Origin of the sequence: Sphaerisporangium fuscum, assembly GCF_018531465.1 — a bacterium.
In the GTDB taxonomy this organism is placed as follows: domain Bacteria; phylum Actinomycetota; class Actinomycetes; order Streptosporangiales; family Streptosporangiaceae; genus Sphaerisporangium; species Sphaerisporangium fuscum.
Genome location: NZ_JAHDTF010000006.1, coordinates 164,963 through 182,723 on the forward strand (window position 1 = coordinate 164,963; position 17,761 = coordinate 182,723).

General features: G+C 71.9%; 10 protein-coding genes. 5 read left to right on the forward strand and 5 right to left on the reverse strand.

The window, feature by feature from the left end; genetic code table 11:
* The first annotated feature begins 1 nt into the window (after nucleotide 1).
* Genes KIK05_RS09830 through KIK05_RS09845 form a run of 4 tightly spaced genes read left to right on the forward strand, consistent with a single transcriptional unit; the run spans nucleotide 2 to nucleotide 6,238 of the window.
* Nucleotides 2-1,195, forward strand: coding sequence for a glycoside hydrolase family 1 protein (locus KIK05_RS09830; protein ID WP_308249840.1), 1,194 nt, complete (start codon nucleotides 2-4; stop codon nucleotides 1,193-1,195).
* Entirely contained in the window at nucleotides 1,192-2,760 is a 1,569-nt protein-coding gene (locus tag KIK05_RS09835; RefSeq protein WP_214410292.1) for a family 20 glycosylhydrolase, read from the forward strand. Before KIK05_RS09830 ends, KIK05_RS09835 begins: the two co-directional genes overlap by 4 nt.
* Nucleotides 2,757-5,045 (forward strand): glycoside hydrolase family 3 C-terminal domain-containing protein, encoded by a 2,289-nt coding sequence (locus tag KIK05_RS09840; protein ID WP_214410293.1) that lies wholly within the window; start codon nucleotides 2,757-2,759, stop codon nucleotides 5,043-5,045. Before KIK05_RS09835 ends, KIK05_RS09840 begins: the two co-directional genes overlap by 4 nt.
* Nucleotides 5,042-6,238, forward strand: a complete 1,197-nt coding sequence (locus KIK05_RS09845; protein WP_214410294.1) for a serine hydrolase domain-containing protein — start codon at nucleotides 5,042-5,044, stop codon at nucleotides 6,236-6,238. The genes KIK05_RS09840 and KIK05_RS09845 overlap by 4 nt, the downstream gene beginning before the upstream one ends.
* Before the next feature lie 34 nt (nucleotides 6,239-6,272).
* On the opposite strand, the gene KIK05_RS09850 is transcribed toward KIK05_RS09845, so the two are convergent.
* From KIK05_RS09850 to KIK05_RS09865, 4 genes are all read right to left on the reverse strand, one after another.
* Nucleotides 6,273-6,881, reverse strand: a complete 609-nt coding sequence (locus KIK05_RS09850; RefSeq protein ID WP_214410295.1) for a helix-turn-helix domain-containing protein — start codon at nucleotides 6,879-6,881, stop codon at nucleotides 6,273-6,275.
* A gap of 243 nt (nucleotides 6,882-7,124) precedes the next feature.
* Nucleotides 7,125-7,736 carry an NAD(P)-dependent oxidoreductase gene (locus KIK05_RS09855; RefSeq protein WP_214410296.1) on the reverse strand — a complete coding sequence of 204 codons (612 nt, stop codon included), beginning with the start codon at nucleotides 7,734-7,736 and terminating at the stop codon, nucleotides 7,125-7,127.
* Between the two features lie 491 nt (nucleotides 7,737-8,227).
* Nucleotides 8,228-9,427: an epoxide hydrolase family protein gene (locus tag KIK05_RS09860; RefSeq protein ID WP_214410297.1), complete on the reverse strand. Its 1,200-nt coding sequence runs from the start codon at nucleotides 9,425-9,427 to the stop codon at nucleotides 8,228-8,230.
* A gap of 61 nt (nucleotides 9,428-9,488) precedes the next feature.
* Nucleotides 9,489-10,433 (reverse strand): AraC family transcriptional regulator, encoded by a 945-nt coding sequence (locus KIK05_RS09865; protein ID WP_308249841.1) that lies wholly within the window; start codon nucleotides 10,431-10,433, stop codon nucleotides 9,489-9,491.
* A gap of 222 nt (nucleotides 10,434-10,655) precedes the next feature.
* Between KIK05_RS09865 and KIK05_RS09870 the strand changes: the two genes are divergently transcribed.
* Entirely contained in the window at nucleotides 10,656-16,628 is a 5,973-nt protein-coding gene (locus tag KIK05_RS09870; protein ID WP_214410298.1) for a DNRLRE domain-containing protein, read from the forward strand.
* 169 nt (nucleotides 16,629-16,797) lie between these two features.
* Here KIK05_RS09870 and KIK05_RS09875 read toward each other — a convergent pair whose 3' ends face one another.
* Complete coding sequence (locus KIK05_RS09875; RefSeq protein WP_214410299.1) at nucleotides 16,798-17,700, reverse strand: aminoglycoside phosphotransferase family protein; 903 nt, start codon at nucleotides 17,698-17,700, stop codon at nucleotides 16,798-16,800.
* Nucleotides 17,701-17,761 lie beyond the last annotated feature (61 nt).

The window sequence follows — 17,761 nt, forward strand, 5'->3', positions numbered from 1 at the left end:
AGTGAATCCGCACGCCCTGGCCTTCCCCGAGAAGTTCCTCTGGGGAGCGTCGACCGCGGCGCACCAGGTTGAGGGGAACAACGTGGGAAGCGACTTCTGGCAGGCGGAGAACGACGGCACCTGGAGCCTTCCCGACCGGTCGGGGGACGCCTGCGACAGCTACCACCGCTGGGCCGAAGACCTCGACATCGTGCAGAGCCTCGGCCTCAACGCCTACCGGTTCAGCATCGAATGGGCGCGGGTGGTCCCCACACCCGGTCACCCCTCGCTCGCGGTGCTGCAGCACTACCGCCGCATCATCGAAGGATGCGGGCAGCGGGGCCTGACGCCGGTCGTCACGCTCCACCACTTCACCAGCCCCGCATGGCTGAGAGACCAAGGAGGATGGACGTCCAAGGAGGCGATCGCGCACTTCACCGAGTACGTCCGCGCGGTGCTGCCGATCCTCGACGGCGTGCCCTGGGTCTGCACGATCAACGAACCCAACATGCTCGCCTGGACGACGGCGCGGCGCGCCGACCGGGCCGCCTCCGCCCCCTCCTTCGTCCCCCCGGATCCCGAGATGACCGCCGCGCTGACACGCGCGCACACGCAGGCCCGGGAACTGCTCGCCTCCGTCCCCGGCGTCAGGTCGGGATGGACGGTCGCCAACCAGAACGTCCAGGACCACGGCGCCGGCGCCGACCGCACCGCCGAGATGTCCTACCTGATCGACGATCAGTACCTCGACGTCGCGAAGGGAGACGACTTCGTCGGCGTGCAGGCCTACAGCCGGCTCCGGGCGGGGGAGCAGGGCGTCATCGCCCCCGGCCCGGCCGACAGACGCACGATGAACGGCTGGGAGTACTACCCCCGCGCCCTGGAGGACGCGGTCCGTCACACCGCTGCACGCCTGGGAGGATCGACACCGTTGCTGGTGACCGAGAACGGCATCGCGACCGGCGACGACGACGAACGGATCGAGTACACCGGCGAGGCCCTGACCGGCCTGTCACGCGCGATGAGCGACGGCATCGACGTACGCGGCTATCTGCACTGGTCGCTGCTGGACAACTTCGAATGGGGCTCCTGGGAACCCACCTTCGGCCTGGTCGCGGTCGACCGCACGACGTTCCGGCGGACGGTCAAACCCAGCGCGCGCTGGCTCGGACGACTCGCCCGCGGCCACGCCGATCCGCGGGCAGGCCGGCGGTGAGGCCCGCGCTGGTGCCGTGGCCGCACACGGTCACCCTCGACGGCGCCACGACGACGCTCCTGGACCCCGGCCGCGTCACGATCGAGGCCGAGGACACGCTGCGCGATGCCCGCCAGTGGCTCCAGGACCGGCTCACCCGCCTCGCCGGCGCCACCACCCCCGCCGGCGATCCACCGCCGCTGCGCATCGTCCTGCTGATCGGGCAGGCCCCCCGGGACGTGCCGGCGGCCGGCGGGGTCGCGCCGCAGGAGGTCGCGCAGGACGAACGGCACACCGTGACGATCACCCCCGGTGAGGTGACGGTGACCGGAGCCTGCCCCCAGGCGGTCCTTCGGGGAGCCGCGACGCTGGTGCAGCTGGCCGAGTGCTCCGAAGGCCGGCTGCCGACGGGACGGATCGCCGACGGGCCCGCCCTCGCCTGGCGCGGCCTGATGCTCGACGTCGTACGGCACCCGTTCACCCTGGAGGAGATCCGCCGCGTCATCGACCTGCTGACCCGCTACAAGCTCAACGTCCTGCACCTTCACCTCACCGACACCCAGGGGTGGAGGCTGCAGTCGCGGTCCCGTCCGAAACTGAACGCCACCTCGCCGGGCGAGCTGATCACACGAGGTGACCTGGACGCGCTGACGGCCTTCGCCGCGGCGCGCGGAGTGACGATCGTGCCCGAGATCGACCTGCCCGGTCACTCCCTCGCCGCGGTCCGCGCCTACCCGCGTCTCACCCTCGGCGGGGCCGCCGCCCGGCTGGGCTATGTGGACCCCTCCGCGCCGGAGGCCGAGGCGTTCCTCCGGCAGACCGTCACCGAGTTCGCGCGGGCGTCCACCGGCCGTTTCGTCCACGTCGGCGGCGACGAACCCTTCGGCATGCCGCACCAGGCCTACGCCCGCGCGGTCGGCGCCACCGTGGCCGCGGCGCACCGGGCCGGACGGCAGGTCGTCGGCTGGCAGGAGACCGTACGGACCGGCGCCCTCGGCCCGGACGACATCGTGCAGCTGTGGATCGGCGCGGAGACGAGCATCGACGCCGACGCCAAGAAGGCCCAGCTGCCGCCGGCCGCCCACCCGTTCGTCGACCAGATGGTCGACCTGTTCGCCCTCGCCCCCTCCGACGGTCCCGCCGCCGCGGCCGCCGGACTGCCGGTGCTCCTGTCCTCCAGCGACGTGCTGTACCTCGACCGCCCGTACGCGGAACCGGCCGCCGACGCCGAAGGAGAGGCCCGCCGGGCCCGGCTCGGGTTCCGCGACTATCCGGCCAAGACGCTGCGTGAGATGTTCGACTGGACACCGCGGTCACTGGTCTCGGGACTCGACGTCCGGATCGCCGGTGTGGAAGCCGCGATCTGGACGGAGACCATCACCGGCTTCGACGACCTGGCGTTCCTGCTGCTGCCCCGCCTCCCCGCCGCGGCCGAGCGGGCATGGACACAACAGCGGACAAGCTGGGAGGACCACCGGGCACGGCTCGGCCCGCACGCCCGGGCGTGGCGGGCGACCGGATGGGGCGCGGCGTTCCGGCCCAAGGATCTTTCCCCCACCCGAATGACCACACAGGCGGACACATGAACCTCCCCGACGACCTCACCCTGGCCGAGAAGGCGTCCCTGACCTCCGGCAGCAGCACCTGGCGGACCACCGCCGTCGACGGCCGGGTACGCGCGCTCACGCTGACCGACGGCCCGCACGGCATCCGCCGGCAGGACCCCGCGTCGGGCGACGCGCTCGGGCTGAACGACAGCCTGCCCGCCACCTGCTTCCCGCCCGCCGTCACGCTCGGCTCCTCCTGGGACCCCGAGCTGGCCCGCCGGGTGGGCGCGGCCCTGGCCAGGGAGGCGTCCGCGCTCGGCGCCGACGTCGTGCTCGGCCCCGGCGTGAACATCAAACGGTCCCCGCTGTGCGGCCGCAACTTCGAGTACTTCTCCGAGGACCCGCTGATCAGCGCAGTGATGGGCGCGGCCCTGGTCACCGGCATCCAGTCGCTGGGGATCGGCGCGTGCGTCAAGCACTTCGCCGTCAACAACCAGGAGACCGACCGGATGCGGGTGAGCGCCGACGTCGACGAGCAGACCCTGCGCGAGATCTACCTGCCCGCCTTCGAGCACATCGTGCGCCACGCCGCGCCGTACGCCGTCATGTGCTCCTACAACAAGATCAACGGAGTTCACGCGAGCGAGAACCGCCGGCTGCTGACCGAGGTGCTGCGGGAGGAATGGGGCTTCGACGGGCTGGTGGTGTCGGACTGGGGCGCGGTCAACGACCGCGTCGCCGCCCTGGCCGCCGGGCTGGACCTGGAGATGCCGCCGACCGGCACCGACGAGCAGATCGTCGCCGCGGTCACGGCCGGGCACCTCGACGAGCAGGCCGTCACCGCCGCCGCCGAGCGCGTCATCCGGCTCGGCCACCGGACGCGGCACGCGCGGCGCTTCGACGACTGGGACCAGGACGCCCATCACGAGCTGTGCCGCCAGGCCGCCCGCGCCGGCGCCGTCCTGCTGAAGAACGACGGCGACCTGCTGCCGCTCGACCCGGCCGCCACCCAGCGGATCGCCGTCGTCGGGGAGTTCGCCCGCACCCCCCGCTACCAGGGCAACGGCAGCTCCCACGTGGTGCCCACCCGCCTGGACACCCCCTGGGACGCGCTGCGGGCCGCCGCCGGCCCCGGCACCGAACTGACCTTCACCCCCGGCTTCACCCTGGACGGCACACCGGACGCCGCCCTGGTGGCCGACGCCGTGGCCGCCGCGGCGCGAGCCGATACCGCGCTGGTATTCCTCGGCCTGCCCGACGCCGCCGAGTCCGAAGGCTTCGACCGGACCACGATCGACCTGCCGGCCGACCAGATCGCCCTGCTGCGCGCGGTGTCGGCCGTCTGCCCCCGGATCGCGGTGGTCCTGGCCAACGGCGGAGTGGCCGCCGTCTCCGGCTGGCAGGACACCGCCTCCGCCGTCCTCGAGGGATGGCTGCCCGGACAGGCCGGCGGGACCGCGCTGGCCGACCTGATCTTCGGATTCCACAGCCCCAGCGGCAGGCTCACCGAAACCATCCCCCTCAGGCTCTCCGACACCCCCTCCTACCTGCACTTCCCCGGACGTGACGGGCATGTGGTCTACGGCGAGGGCCGCTATGTCGGCTACCGCCACTACGACACCCTGGACGTCCCCGTGGCCTATCCCTTCGGCCACGGCCTGACCTACACCCGGTTCTCCTACAGCGACCTGCAGGTCGTGGAAAGCGGCGAGAACACCTGGACGGCGGAGGTCACCGTCACCAATACCGGCGGCCGCTCCGGCCACGAGGTGGTACAGCTCTACGTGGCCTTCCAGGAGCCGATCCCGTCCCGGCCCCGCCACCAGCTGCGCGGCTTCACCAAGATCGGGCTGAGGCCCGGCGAGTCCGGCCGGGTCTCCTTCACCCTGACCGGCCGCGACATCGCCCAATGGTCGCCGGCCCGCCACCGCTGGCAGGTGACCGCGGGACGCTTCATCGTCGAGGTCGGCGCCTCCTCACGCGACATCCGCCTCAGGGCCGAGGTCACCACCACCGGCGACGGCCAGGACGACGAACTCGGGCCGATGTCCACGCTGGGGGAGTGGCTGGCCCACCCCGTCGGCGCCCGGCTGCTCGGCGACCGGATGCGGCGGGTCACCGGCCTGCTCGGCGCCTCCGGCGGCCGTTCGCCGCTGGTCGAGCTCGCCCTGGGGATCCCGCTGGCCAAGTTCTCCACCTTCGGCATCGGGCTGACCCCCGACGTCGTCGCCGAACTCGTCGCAGCGGCCCGCCGGACCTCCGCCCCTGACGACCCCTCCGGGACGACACCACCGGACACCCCCGCGACAGGAGGCACCGCATGACCGAGGTCCACGGCAGCACCGCCGGTGGCTTCGAGGCCGTCCGCGCGGCCTTCGCACGCGGACGGCACGGCGACACGGGCGCCGCCCAGCTCGCCGTCTACCAGGACGGACACCTGGTGGTCGACCTGTGGGCGGGCGGCGACCCGATCGGCGGCCACCCCGTCACGGGCGACTCCCTGGGCATCGTCATGTCGGTCACCAAGGGAGCCGTCGCCACCTGCGCCCACCTGCTGTCCCAGCGCGGCGTCCTCGACCTGGACGCCCCCGTCACCGACCACTGGCCGGAGTTCGCGGCCGCGGGCAAGGCCCGGATCACCGTGTCGGACCTGCTGTCCCACCGGGCCGGCCTCTCCGGATTCGACCCGCGGGCACCGATCGGCCCGGAGGAACTCCTGGACTGGGACGCCTGCGTGGCCGCCCTGGAGGCGATGACCCCTCTGTGGGAGCCGGGAACGGCCATGATGTACCACACCCTCACCTACGGCTACCTCGTCGGGGAGGTCATCCGCCGCGCCACCGGAAAGACCGTGGGCGCCGTCCTGGCCGACCTGGTCGCCGGCCCGCTCGCCCTGGACCTGTGGATCGGCCTGCCCGCCTCCCAGGAGCACCGCTTCGTCCCGCAGTTCTCCCCGCAGCCACAGCCGGGCGAGGAACAGGTGCTCGCGCTGCTCACCGGGCTGGGCCTCGAGCCGGCCGACCGGCTGGTACGCGCCACCGCCGCGACCTTCCGCGGCGCCGCGGCCGAGGGCTTCAACCGGCGCGAGGCCCATGCCGCCGAGATCCCGGCCGCGGGCGGCATCGCCAACGCCCGCTCACTCGCCCGCATGTACGCGGCCACGATCGGCGAGGTCGACGGGGTCCGCCTGCTCGACGGCGACACCGCGGCACGGGCGAGCACCCCGCAGACCGACCGGCTGCCCGCCCCGCCGCCGTTCGACCGCCTGCCCGGCACGGAGGCCTCCCGCTTCGGACTCGGCTACGAGCTGCCCCGCCCCGGCCTTCCGATGCTCGGCGAAGGCTCCTTCGGCCACGCCGGAGCCGGGGGACGCCTGGCCTTCGCCCAGCCGCGCACCGGCACGGCCGTCGCCTACTGGTGCACCGAGATGAGCTGGAACCCCGCGCGCGGCGCCGACCCGCGCTGGCTGCCGTGGACCGACGCCCTGCGGGAAGCCGTCGGCCCGCCGCTCTCCTGACCCGCCGAACCGGGAAGGCCCCGGTCGGCCGCGTTCACCCCCCACCCCCGCCGTGAGAGGTCCGGTGGGGGCCGGCGCGCAGGTGCGAACGCACCCCTTGCAGGCCGAACAGGATGAGAAGCTCGACCACGCCGCCGTCGGCGCTGCCCAGCCAGTGCGGCACGGAGGTGTCGAACTCGGCCGCCTCACCGGGCGGCAACGTCAGGTCACGCTCGCCGACCACCAGCCGCAGGCGGCCGTTGAGCACATACAGCCATTCGAAGCCTTCGTGCGTCTGCGGGGCCGGCTGGAGTGGTTCCGGCCGGGCAGGGATGATCATCTTGAAGGCGTGCGCCCCGCCCGGCCGCCGGGACAGCGGCACGAAGGTCATCCCGAACCGCTCGATCGGCTTGAGGTGTATCCGGGGGTCACCGGTGCGCGGGGCGCCGACGAGATCGTCCAGTGGGACGTCGTAGGTACGGGCCAGCGGCAGCAGCAACTCCAGGGTCACCCGGCGCTGCCCGCTCTCCAGCCGGGACAGGGTGCTCTCCGACACGCCGGTCCTGGCCGCCAGGTCGGCCAGGGTGATGCCGCGGTCACGGCGCAGCGCGCGAAGCCGCGGCCCCACCGCGTCGAGTACCTCGTCGTCCGTCGCGCGATCCACGCGGCCATCTTGCCAGAACCGCAAGATTGCGTGCCAGATCACGGCACGCCTGGCGACACTGGGCGCACACCGACAGAAGGAGCGCCTTGTGAGCACCACCGACGCGGTCAGGTTCTGGGACGACCTGTACGCGGCCCGCCCACCGGCCGCCGACCCGCGGACGGCGCGACCGGGCGCTGACCCCACCACCTCCAGGACAGGACCACATGACCACCGCACCACGGCCGGAACCCCCGCCGGCGATCAGTCGAGCGGTACGACTATCTCGCCCCCGTGGTCGCCCTTCTCCGCCTCCTCCAGCATGAGCGCGGCCACGGAGGCGCGGGACATCCGGGGCGGCAGCAGCGGACGCCGCAGGTCGGCGAGCCGTACCAGGCGGCGCCCGGGGCTGAGGGGCCCGTCCTTCAGATCCGGCGCGTGGAACACCGTGGCGCCGGCGCCCAGGGCGACCTGGTCGGCCTCCGCCTTCTCGGCCAGTTCCGCGCCGACGAACATCCGCATCACCACCTGGTAGATCAGCCCGCCCGCGCGTTGCGACGGGCCCGACCCCAGCGCACCGAGCCACACGGTGCGGATGTTCGCCGCGGCGAGCAACCTGGCCCCCGCGACCAGCGCGCCCGGACCGTCGCCCTTGCCGACACCGATGGCCGAGACGACCACCTCGACGTCGGCGAGGTCAGGGAAGGTCCGAGGGGAGAAGACGTCCGCCTGCCGGACGTCGGCCCGCCGCGAGACGGGCACGCCGGCCCGCTCCGGATCGCGGACCAGGGCCACGACCTGGTGACCCCGCTCAAGTGCCTGATCGACGAGCAGGCGGCCGACCCGCCCGGACGCGCCGAGTACTGCCATGCGCATGATGACCCGTTCTCTGACTGAAACTGTTCGTGGAAAGACCGGACACGGCTGTGGCCGCAGGGGGCGGCACCGCCGCCTCGTCTCCCGCCGGCGGCGGAAGGACCCGCGAGGAATCATCGCCCGGGCCGACCGCGCGCAACCGGCGCCGCGCACGGCCCGTTCGATATCCGCCAGACATCGGCCGAGCCCGGCGTCAGGCAGCACCGATCAAAGGAAGCGAACATCGCATGGGGGATCACACGTCGATTCTTGATGGTGCGCGCCGCCGGTGTCCAAGACCGATCCGACAATCATCGATAACCCATAGGCATGGACGAACTGGAGACCCGTGGGTGCGGGTACTTCGTAGCGGCCGCCGATGAGCCGCACTCCGGCCCGCCACGCTCAGGCGACGCCGCTACCGACCCGATCAGCCCTCGACGAACCAGAAGACCCGTCCGGCCCCGACGCGGCCGAACCCGCTTCCACCGGAGAACAGGGAGGAGGAACGCTCACCCTTCGAGATCACCACGATCATGACGTGCGTGACGGAAAGCCGCCCTGATCTCGGAGATCAGCAGATCCGGCTGTTCCAGGCCGGGGAAGTGGCCACCACGGTCCAGCTCGTGCCATGACCGCAGGTCGTGGTAGCGGCGCTCGGCCCAGCGCCGCGCGGTCGGCCACGGCTCGGCCGGGAACAGCGAACAGGCGGTGGGCACCGTCACCGGCTGCGCGTTCTCCTCCTCGGCGCTGCGCGGTACCCACCGCATGGCCTCCCAGTACCAGCGGGCACTGGAGGCACCCGTCCCGGTCAGCCAGTACAGGGCGATGTCGTCCACCTGCCGCGACACACTCACCCCGCCGCCGGCCTCCGGCCGGGTGTCGGAGTAGGCGGCGAACTTCTCACCCAGCCACGCCGCCAGACCGGCAGGCGAGTCCAGCAGGGAGTAGCCGAGCGTCTGCGGACGGGTACTCATGATCATCCCGAAGCCGTATCCGTCCGCCAGATGCACATCACGCCGCTCCAGCATGCGCCGCTCCGCCGGGTCCGGTGAGATCCGGTCGCCCGGCAGGGGAGAGGCGATCGGCATCGTCAGGTGCAGGCCGGCGACGCGCTCGGGCACCAGGCGCGCCAGTTCCGTGCTGACGAACGCACCCCAGTCCCCGCCGTGCGCGCCGAACCGCTCGTACCCGAGCACGCTCATCAACTCCGCCCACGCCCGCGCCGTGCGGGCGGGGTTCCAGCCGCGCTCACGCGGACGATCGCTGAACCCGAACCCCGGCAGGGCCGGGACGACGACGTGGAAGGCGTCACTGGCGGAACCGCCGTGCGCGACCGGATCGGTGAGCGGCCCGAGGACGTCCTCGAACTCCAGCACCGAGCCCGGCCAGCCATGGGTCAGCACCAAGGGGAGCGCTGCGGGCTCGGGGGAGCGCACGTGCCAGAACGCGATCCGCAGGCCGTCGAGGCGCACCCGGTAATGCGGAATCCGGTTCCACTGCTCCTCCCTGGCCCGCCAGTCGTGCTGCCGCCAGGTGTCCAGCAGCAGCCTCAGCCGATCCAGCTCGATACCCTGCGAGGCGTCCGGCACCGTTTCCGGCTCCGGAAGCCGGACCCCGTCGAGGCGAGCCCGCAGGTCCGCCAGGTCGCGATCAGGAACGCGGATGGGAAAGGACTCGATCTCAGGCGGGTTCGCCGTGTTCACAGACATGGGCGAAACCCTAGAAACGACCCACCTCCCGGATCCATGCCTGCAATTGCCGGAAGAGCGGTCAGGAATTGCGATACGCCGAGGGACGGACGCCGGTGTGCCGCAGGAAGGCCGTCGACAGAGCACCGGGACCGGCGAAACCGCACAGCGGCGCGATCTGGGCGACCGGCAGGTCGGTGTCCCGCAGCAGACGTTGCGCCTTCTCGATCCGTAATCGCATGAGAAACCGGTGGGGCGTCTCCCCGGTCGCTCTTTTGAACACGCGAACAAGGTGATAGACGCTGAGATACACCTCCTCGGCGATGTCGGCCAGGCTGAGCGGCCCCGCCAGCCGGTCACGCATGAGGGCGATCGCCGCGCGGACGCGTGCGTCCTCCCGCACCGGCAGCCGTTCACCGGGTGCCCGGGAATGGCGGGTGAGCAGGTGCACGGCCAGGAAGGCGGCCGCGGACTCGGCGTACAGGTCGCCGGCCTCCTCCGCCGAGCCCACCGCGCGGACGGCCTCCTCCACCAGCGGGTCGCCGGCGGCCACGGACGCCGCCATGCCGGCGTAGTCGACCGCCCGGCCACCCAGCTGTTCGGCGGTCCGCTCGACGGTGCCGCGCGGGATATGGACCTGCACGCTGCGCAACGGGCCGTCCGCGCGATAGCGGCGCAGGGCGGCCCGGTCCGGGACGCGCAGTTCGAGCCGCCCCGGCACCCAGGTGTGGCGGCTCCACCGACCACCGACCCGCGTCTCCATCACGGCCCGGCCCCCTACCGGCAGTATCAGGTGCACGTCCGCCGCGGCCGGCAACTCCATGTCCTCCACCTGCGGGACGTGGTCGAAGCGTTGCGCGAGCAAGGACTGCCAGCCGAGGTCCTCCCAGCTGCAACGGGTCCGCCGCACGTATCGATCCATGTCGAAACCGGCATAGGGCTGGAGATCGAAATGAACGGAGTCGAACACCATGCGACCGAGGCTAACGGCATACGTCACAGGATCAGGATGCGCGGCGAACGTCACCGGCCGCCCCGACGGGCAAGCCGCCGGGCGCGTCCCAGGCAGGGGGCCGGCCCGTCACCGGCCGTCGCGGCGACTGCTCAACCCGCTACCGGACATGAACGCGAACCGGCAGGCAGGTTAACGGTCTTCGCCGCCTGTTCCCCAAGTTGATCACGCCTTTTACGATCAGGCCGCAACGATGATCATACCTCTCCCAGAGGTGCGCGAATCGGAGACCGAAGAGTGGCATCGAACCGCGCCCGCGTCCGCCGGACGACCCCGGCGGACCGGGCCATCGCCGCTGTGCTGTCCGTAGGACTGGCCGTGACCGTCGCGGACATCCCCACGGCGAACGCAGACACCCCCACCCCCCAACCCCCACCGGCGGCCCTCCGGCCCGACCCCTCCACCGCTCCGGCCGGGCCCAGCGCGCCCGATGAGAGCTCGGCCAGGCTCACCGCCCGGCTCACCGGCAAGCGGATCGAGATCGAATCGGCACGGACCGAGACCTCCTCCACCTACGCCAACCCCGACGGCTCCCTCACCGAAGAGATGTTCGCCGGGCCGGTCAGGGTGCGCGACGGCGCCGGGTGGAAACCCGTCGATCTCGCGCTCACCGCGGCCGGCGACGGCACGGTCACGCCCAGGTCGCACGGCAGGGCACTGCGCATCGGCGGGCGCTCCGGGGACGCCAGGCAGGCCGCCGCGGCCGGAACCGACCTGATCAGCGTGGCCGCCGGGGACGCCCGCGTCACCCTGCGCTGGCCCGGCGCGCTCCCGTCCCCGCAGGTGTCGGGCCAGAGCGTCACCTACCCCGGCGCGCTGCCCGGCGCCGACCTGACGGTCACCGCGACCAGGACGGGCGCCGAGCAGTTCCTGCTGCTCAAGCAGCGGCCCGCCACCCCGCTGTCCTACCGGCTCCGCCTGGAGGCCCCCGGGCTCACACCCCGCCAGGCCAAGGACGGCGGCGCCGAACTGGTGGACAGGCGCGGCAAGGTCGCCGCGACCGTGCCCGCGCCCGTGATGTGGGACGCGCGCCTGGACCGGTCATCCGGCGAGCACACCCATCGCGCGCCGGTGAAGATGGAGGTGTCGGGCAAGGACCTGGTCCTCACACCCGACCCGGCCTTCCTGAACGACCCCGCCACCGCCTACCCGGTCACCGTCGACCCCTCGCTCAACGTGGGCGAGGTGTTCGACACCTTCGTACAGCAGGGCTACAACACCGACGAGTCCGCCTCCACCGAACTCAAGATCGGCAACAACGGCAGCGGGCAGATCGCCAAGTCGTTCATCACCTGGAACACCTCCGGCCTGGCCGGACGGAAGATCCTCTCCGCAACGCTCAACCTGTGGAACTTCCACTCCTGGTCGTGCACCGCCAAGAACTGGGAGGTGTGGAGCGCCGACCAGGCCTCCACCTCCAGCCGCTACCCCGGCCCCGCCATGGCCGCCAGGTACGCCACCTCCAGCCAGACCAAGGGCTACGGCTCCGGCTGCGCCGACGGCTGGGTCACCGCCAACGTCACCTCGCTGGCCCAGTACTGGGCCGACAAGGGCTGGGCCAAGTCCGGCATGGGACTGCGCGCCACAGACGAATCCGACCCATACGGATGGAAACGGTTCAACTCCGGCAACGCGGCTTCGCACCCGCCGTACATCTCAGTGACGTACAACTCCTACCCGAGCACACCGCTGTCCGTCTGGACCAGCCCGAACAGCGAGACGAGCGGCGCCCTCCACACCAACACGCTGACACCCCGGCTGTACGCCCACGTCGGCGACGCCGACGGCGGCAACGTACGCGGCAAGTTCGAGGTGTACGACGGCAGCACCGCGATCATCACCGGCCTGTACGGCGCGTACGTGGCCTCCGGCGGCTTCTCGGACGCCGCCACACCGGCCGGCAAGCTGGTCAACGGCCACACCTACACGCTCAAGGGCTGGACCAACGACGGCTCACTGGACTCCAAGCAGTCCCAGTCCCGGCAGTTCACCGTCGACACCACCCGGCCGCCCGTCCCCAAGCTGACCAGCGGCTCCCACCCCGACACCGGATGGCACGGCGACGCCGGCGAACCGGCCTCCTTCACCGCCACGCCGGCCGACATCGACGTCGCCAAGATCGCCTACCGGCTCGACGACGGTGACACGGCCACGGCGGCCACGACCGGCGCGGCCGTCACCCTCACGGTGACCCCGCAGGCCGCGGGACCGCACACGCTCACGGCCTACGCCCTGGACCGCGCGGGCAACGCCTCGGAGGCCGTCACGTACCGCTTCAACGTCGGGGCGGGCGCACTGGCCGCGCCGGCCGACGGCACACGCACCGCCCGCCGTACCGAACTGGCCGCGACCGGCCGCGGCGAGTACGACCGGGTGACCTTCCAGTGGCGGCGCGCCCAGACCGACGACTGGGCCGACATCCCCGCCGCGCAGGTGCTCGGCACCGACGGCAAGCCGCTGACGGGCTGGCCCGTCGCGGCGACCGTCGCCGACGGCACCGCGACCGTGTCGGGGCTGACCTGGAACCTGGTCGACCAGCTCGGCGGCGACGGCGCCGTCCAGGTCCGCGCCGTGTTCGCCAACCCCTCGGACTCGGCGAGCACGCCCGCCGCCGACGTGGTAGCGGATCGGCAGGCCTCAGGGGCCGAGACACAGAACGTGGGACCGGGCAGCGTCAACCTGCTGACCGGTGACTTCCGCGTGGAGGAGAGCGAGGCCGAGCTGTTCGGCCTGGCACTGTCCAGGACGATCTCCTCACGCGACCCCAAGGCCGGCGCCAAGATCGCATCCCAGGCGTCCCCGTTCGGCCCCGAATGGTCGGCCGGCGGCGTGTCGGACGTCGCCGACTCCGAATACGCGGCGCTACGCGAAACCTCCGCCAGCTCCGTCGAGGTCACCCTGGTGGACGGCACCCCCATCCAGTTCACCAAGACCCGCGACGGCTGGAAGCCGGAGGAAGGCGCCGAAGACCTGACGCTGACCGGCTCCTACACCCTCAAGGACGCCGACGGCGTGGTCACCACGTTCACCAAGCCCGCCGGCGCCACCTCCTACCTGCCGGCCACGACCACCCCGCCCGGCGCGAACAACATCACCCGCTACGTCTACGAGGCCGCCGGCGGCGCCCAGCGGCTCAAGGCCGTCATCGCACCCACCAGCGCGGTGTCCGACCCCGGTGCGGACTGCGCGCTGCCCTCACCCAAGCCCGGCTGCCGCGTGCTGGAACTCCTCTACGCCACACAGACCGGCGGCGGCGACTACACCGGCCGCGTCAAGCAGGTGCTCTTCCACGACTCCGGCACCCCCGTGGCCGTCGCCCAGTACGCCTACGACAGCGCCGGCCGCCTCACCCAGTCCTGGGACCCGCGCATCACACCGCCGCTCAAAACGACCTACGGCTACGACACCGGCAACCGCCTCACCTCGCTCACCCCGCCCGGACAGCTCCCATGGAGCTTCGCCTACGACACCGACGGCAGGCTGACCAGCGCGGCCAGACAAGCCCTCAAGCCGGGCACCGCCGACCAGACCGACGGCGAGAACCGCACCTCCATCGTCTACAACGTGCCGCTGGACAAGGCCACCGGCGGACCGGCCGACCTGCGGCCGCAGCACACCGCGACCTGGGGACAGCACGACAACCCCACCGACGCCACCGCCGTCTTCCCCGGCGACCAGATCCCCGACGGCCACTCCTGGACCAGAGCCACCGTCACCTACCTCGACGCCAACGGACGGCAGGTCGACCAGCTCACCCCCGGCGGCCACCTGTCGGCCACCGAACACGACAAGTTCGGCAACATCGTCCGCGAACTGACGGCGAGCAACCGCGAACTGGCCCTCGGCACCTCCCCGCGCCTGGCCGAGCTCGGCATCTCCGGGCTGCCGACCGCCGAACGCGCCGAACTGCTGTCCAAGCGCTCGACCTACAACGACGACGGCACCCGGGAACTGGAGACCCTCGGCCCGCTGCACGTCGTGGCAGCGGGCGACCAGGACACCCCCGCCAGGGAACACACCGTCAACACCTACGACCAGGGACGCCCCGGCGACGCCCCCACCAAGGACCTGGTGACCAGGACCGAGGTGAGCGCGCACCTGCTCACCGGCGAAGACCGCGACACGCGGGCGACCACCACCGAGTACGACTGGACACTCGGCAAGCCCCTCAAGACCGTCAAGGACCCCGGCGGCCTGAACCTGGTGACCGCCACCTCCTACGACGGCGACGGCAACCCCGTCAAGACCGTGCTGCCCAAGGGCAACGACGCGGCCACCACCATCACCACGTACTACACCGCCTCCGGCAGCGCGCCGTGCGGCGGCAAACCGGCGTGGGCAGGACTGGTATGCCGGACGGCACCCGCCGGGAAGATCACCGGAGGCGGTGACAACCCCGACGAACTGCCCACCGCCATCACCACCTACGACCGCTACGGCAACCCACTGACGGTCTCCGAGACCGCCAACGGCATCACCCGCGTCACCAACACCGCCTACGACCAGGCAGGACGCCAGATCCGCCAGTGGATCACCGGCGGCACCGGCGAGGCACCGGGCACCGCGGCCACGGTGTACGCACCCGACTCCGGCGAAGTGGCCGAACAGCAGCGCCTGGACGCCTCAGGCAACGTCACCGAGCGGATCGTCATCGCCCACGACCGGCTCGGCCGGCGCATCTCCTACACCGACGCCGACGGCGGGGAGACCAGGACCGAGTACGACCTGCTCGACCGGACCACCAAGGTGACCGACTCCGCCCCCTCCACCCTCACCTACGGCTACGACATCGCCACCGAACCACGCGGCCTGGCGGTGACGATGACCGACTCGGCGGCGGGAACGTTCACCGCCCGATACGACGCCGACGGCGAGTTCACCACCGGCGACCTGCCCGGGGGAGTGCACCTGACCGTCACCGACGACGAGACCGGCGCCGACATCTCCCGCGTCTACACCAAGGACGGACTGGACCAGCCCATCCTGAGCGAACAGCTCACCGAATCGGTACACGGCCAGTGGACCACCGACGCGCGCGGCGACGCCGGGTACGAGCGGGCCTACGGCTACGACAAGGCAGGCCGCCTCACCTCCGCCAAGGAGTCGGCGGGCGGCACGTGCACGCTGCGCCGCTACACCTTCGACGCCGACTCCAACCGGACCCGCCTTGCCACCCAGTCCCAGACGGACACCTGCCCGCAAGCCGACGACGCCGCGGCCGCCATCACCTCCTACGCCTACGACTCCGCCGACCGGCTGGTGGGCGACGGCTACCGCTACGACGCGCTCGGCCGCACCACCGCCCTGCCCGGCGGGACGACGTTCGACTACCACGTCAACGACCTGGCCCGCCGGCAGACCACCGGCGGCCAGACGATGACCTGGGCGCTGGACCCGGCCGACCGGTTCAGATCCACCACCACCACGGCGGGCACCGCCGTGAACCACTACGGCTCCGACGGCGACTCGCCGCGCTGGAGCACCGAACCCGGCGGCACGGTGCTGAGGAACGTCTCCGGCTTCGACGGCGACCTGGCGGCCATCACCGGCGCGAACGGCGACGTCCGCCTGCAACTGACCACCCTGCACGGCGACGTCGGCACCGAGTACACCCTCGGCACCCAGACCGCCACCGTCGTCGACGCCGACGAGTACGGGGTGACGCGCGGCCCGGCCCGCAGGTACGGCTGGCTGGGCGGCGAACAGCGCGCCGCCGACACCCTGGACGGCACGATGCTCATGGGCGTGCGGCTCTACAACCCCTCACTGGGCCGGTTCCTGCAGCTGGACCCGGTGCCGGGCGGCAGCGCCAACGCCTACGAGTACTGCTCGGGGGACCCGGTCAACTGCACCGACCTGGACGGCAAGTGGGGCTGCGGCTGGTGCCGCAAGCTCCGCCACAAGGCCAAGCACGTCTGGCGCCGCGCCAAGGTCCACTACCGGGCGTTCCGGTACGGCTGGAACACCCGCAGGGGCCTGGGCGGTTTCGTCCACCGGTGGGCGAGCAGCGGCCGGCGCTGGGTCAGCCGGGGATCCTTCATCGTCGGCGTGGGCTTCGGCACCTACAGCTGTCTCCGCAGGCGCACCCTGAGCGGCTGCGCCAGGGCGTACTGGGAGAACAGCGCGATCGGCGGCCTGTCCGGTGCGCTGTACGGCATCGGCCGCGTGGGATGGCGAGGCCGCCACTGGTGGCGCCGCGTACACCGGTGACACATGAGTGAATAAGGCCACCGACGGCCTGCGGGAGTGCCTTTCCAAACCAGGAAAGGCACTCCCACACCACCACCCCGCCCGAACCGACCCCTCGACGGCAGCGTCCCCGACGCTGCGCTGAAGGACCTGCCGGCATCCGGTCAAGTCGCGGCTCCTGCCTGGACTCCTATAGCGGACCGCCGTGCACAACACGATCGAGTGCGGCCCGGCCTGCGGGTCCCCATGCCGGTTTGCCGCCGGGAAGGCCCCGGTCGCCGTTCTGGCCCATCAGCATGAGGAACAGGCTCTTCAGGGCGGCCAGCCCCCGGGCCCGCCGGATGGTCCCCTCGTCTGCCTGACCGTATGCGCCGAAGAAGCGTGAGGCGCAGCCAGCGGGAAGGATGACCCATGCGGCGGCGAGATCCCACGCCGGATCACCGGCGAACACGGCATCGAAGTCGATCACGCCGGAGAGGGTGCCGTCCGAGACGACGACGTTCGCGGGGTGAAGGTCGCCGTGCACCCAGAGCGGCGGGCCCTCCCACTCGGGCGCCGCGACGGCGTCATCCCAGACGGCGCGGACATCGTCAGCGAGGTCGCCGGGGACGACGGCGCGGAAGAAGTGGTCAAAGCCGTCCGTGCACTTTTTGGGATGGTCGCCGCGGTCCTCACTGATCGGCGCGTCTTCGGGTGCCTCCACGTGGAGCGCGGTGAGGAAGGCCGCCAACGTGTCGGAGGCGTGGTCGCCGCGGCTGATGGAGGCGTGGTCCAGTGGCTCGCCCGGGACCCACGTCATGACGGTCCAGGGCTTGGGGAAGCGCGCGGACGGTTCACCGATCCGTACGGGGGTGGGGACCGGAAGCGGCAGGCGCGGAGCCAGGACGGGCAGCCACCGGCACTCCTTGCGCAGGAGGTCCGGGGCACCCTCTGTACGCGGCATGCGCACGGCCAGGTCGTCCCCAAGGCGCCACATTTGGTTGCCCCACCCGCCCGCTACTTCCCCGATGGTCAGTCCTGCGAGGTCCGGATGCTGCTCCTGCAACAGGTCATGGACCAGGTCGGCGGTGATCTCGATCCCGGAGTCGGTCATGCGAAGCCACACTACTGGGACACGATTCCGGCGTCGCTCGTGATCCGCGGCCGGCCACCGA